Source organism: Bartonella jaculi (genome assembly GCF_039543045.1).
Classification (GTDB): Bacteria; Pseudomonadota; Alphaproteobacteria; order Rhizobiales; family Rhizobiaceae; genus Bartonella; species Bartonella jaculi.
In genome coordinates this window covers 1-2,375 of record NZ_BAABIZ010000085.1, presented here as the reverse complement: position 1 = coordinate 2,375, position 2,375 = coordinate 1, and the positions used below count along the sequence as shown (strand labels likewise).

4 protein-coding genes are annotated in these 2,375 nt (G+C 41.1%); all 4 read right to left on the bottom strand.

The window, feature by feature from the left end; genetic code table 11:
* The coding region (locus ABD915_RS09375; protein ID WP_345117648.1) for a hypothetical protein at positions 1-277 on the bottom strand (277 nt) is incomplete at its 3' end.
* Entirely contained in the window at positions 265-624 is a 360-nt protein-coding gene (locus ABD915_RS09370; RefSeq protein WP_208442479.1) for a hypothetical protein, read from the bottom strand. The genes ABD915_RS09370 and ABD915_RS09375, both read right to left, overlap by 13 nt.
* A gap of 179 nt (positions 625-803) precedes the next feature.
* On the bottom strand, positions 804-1,202 hold the full coding sequence (locus ABD915_RS09365; RefSeq protein ID WP_345117646.1) for a hypothetical protein: 399 nt from the start codon (positions 1,200-1,202) through the stop codon (positions 804-806).
* On the bottom strand, positions 1,199-2,375 hold a 1,177-nt coding region (locus tag ABD915_RS09360), incomplete at its 5' end, for a filamentous hemagglutinin (RefSeq protein WP_345117644.1). The genes ABD915_RS09365 and ABD915_RS09360, both read right to left, overlap by 4 nt.

Genomic DNA, 2,375 nt, shown 5'->3' with positions numbered 1-2,375 from the left:
TCCCTATTTCTACAAGCCTATCTTTATCTTGGGGGTGGTAGGTAAAATAAAGGTGACCATTGTTATGAACAGCCATTTGCACAGCATTACCCGCTGCTTCATCGGGGGAATTAAAAATGCCATTGTAAAACATATAAACAGCGCCATCAGAGCCTTTTTGTAAATGCTCCTCTTCTTCTAGATTTAATAAAATGGAAAGAACAATCCCGCACATGCATGGGAATACATCGCTGTGGGGATTGTACTTTTCATCAACAGCAAGACTTAAGGTTGGCATTCAAGTGCGTTTTTATGTCTTTTACAATAAGGGCTCTTTAAGCGTCTCTCAACACTGCGCTGAGGCATGACAGCACCAGGACGACATATAGGAAGGTTGTCTGATTTATGGTTCTCACACCATTCTTGTATCGTAAAGCTAGGACGGAAACCTGATTGCCCCAGACAAATTTCAATACTAGCGAATTGATTCAAATCCAGCGCTACAACCTTATCAAGATCCGGTACTCCACATTCCAAAAGTATTTTCTGTCTCCATAATCTTGGAGAAAGCGAGGAAATTTGGTTAACACATCCAGCTGTACTTAAAAAAGCCATGCAACTCAATAGTTTTAAAGTTTTCTTCATTTTCCCCTCTTTCAATGGATTTCTTTGCAATTAAAAGGCTTTAAAAGCCTGTTGATTATTTTTGTCTGCGTTTTTCAAGACAGTTCTGAACAATGTTGAGATGGTGAATGAAAGGAACACCCCCCATAGACATGCGAACACATGGCTGTGGGGATTGTACTTTCCATCATAAGCAGCACTTAAGGTTTACATTCAGGTTGTTCTGGATGTTTTTTACAAAACGGGCTGTTTAAGCGCTTCTTGACACTGCGCTTGGGAATAACAGCACCAGGACGACAAATGGGAAGGTTTTCTTCTTTAAATGTATAACACCAGTTACCTCTCCCTTTATAACGGAATCCTGATTGAATCATGCAAGCATGAACTGTTGCTTGCTCATTAATGCTCTGCTCTCTACTTTCTGAATCCTCATCATAAGGGGTTGGCATACCACATTCTAACAAGGCTTTTCCTACCTCGGTAAAGTCTGCTCCGGGCTTCTCCCACATGTATATATACCCTGGAGAAGGCTGAAAAAAATTACATCCCGCTATCATAAACAAAACAAGCACACTCGATAATTTTAAGATGTATTTCATTTCTTGCCCCCTGGTTTAATTGAATTAATTTGTATACGATGAGATGAACCATAGAACGATGTACACTCACGACTCGCATGACCATAGCACGCATGGACAGTAGGATAAGTCGTCAATATTCTCCATGCCTCGTTCCCAGGACTACTCCCTGAAGGGATCTTATCAAAAGTAGCAGGATTGCCACCAAACTTTATACCAACAAAGTCATATGCGTGGTTTTCTAAACCGACTGAGGTTTGCTTGCCATCACTTAAATAATCAAGTGTATTTGCCATCAATTGAGCATTATAAGCAGGACCAAAAAGATTGATACTTGTGTTGCCTGCTATGTTGTGAATGCCACGCTTTTCAAAGTCATGCATCCCGTTGCCTACTGTTAAGCTACCACGGCTATGTGCATCAATATGCAATCCGTCATTGCCATAGAGAGACATCATATTCTGAAACTTCTTGGTCGAATTGGTCAGTCCAAAAAAAAGTTTACCTTCCAGAATCTTCTGAAAAACTGCTATTCCTACCTCCACTTCCCAGTCTTTAGCTTTGGGGAAGTAGGTAAAATAAAGGGGATCATGCTCATTATCAGCAAACTGGACTGCATAACGCGCGGCATCATCGGATGTGTTAAAAATACCATTGTAAAACATATAAACAGCGCCATCAGAGCCTTTTTGTAAATGCTTCTCTTCTTCTGGCGTTAAATAGCGATACAGAGGTATTTTTCTTCCATAGCTGTCTTTGATATAGTTTCCATTTTTATCTGTTTCGTAGAGAACATTGCCATTTGCATCGTGTACAACCTCTCCGGTGGGATGTTTTTTGACATATGAGATTTGATAAATTTTATCAAGGTAACCAAATCCTTCATCGGATAAATCATTGATCATGTCTAAGCGATTATGCACGGCTCCCTCAAGCGATGTAACGTCTATCGGTGCTACAGCCTGGTGGGCTGCTGCAGTATTGCGGTTGAGGGAAGCGATGATTTGTCCAGTGTCTTGCCCTATTGCCCTTTGGTTGGCTTCACCCGTTAGGATGATAGTACCATTACTGATAGCGGATTTGGTTTCCCCTTCTGCGTTATCCTTAGCTTTGCCATGGTTTAAAACATTCTTGGTAATATTCTTTACCGTGTCATTTCCAGAAAGGCTAAAACCATGGCTGCTGGCTGTCGCA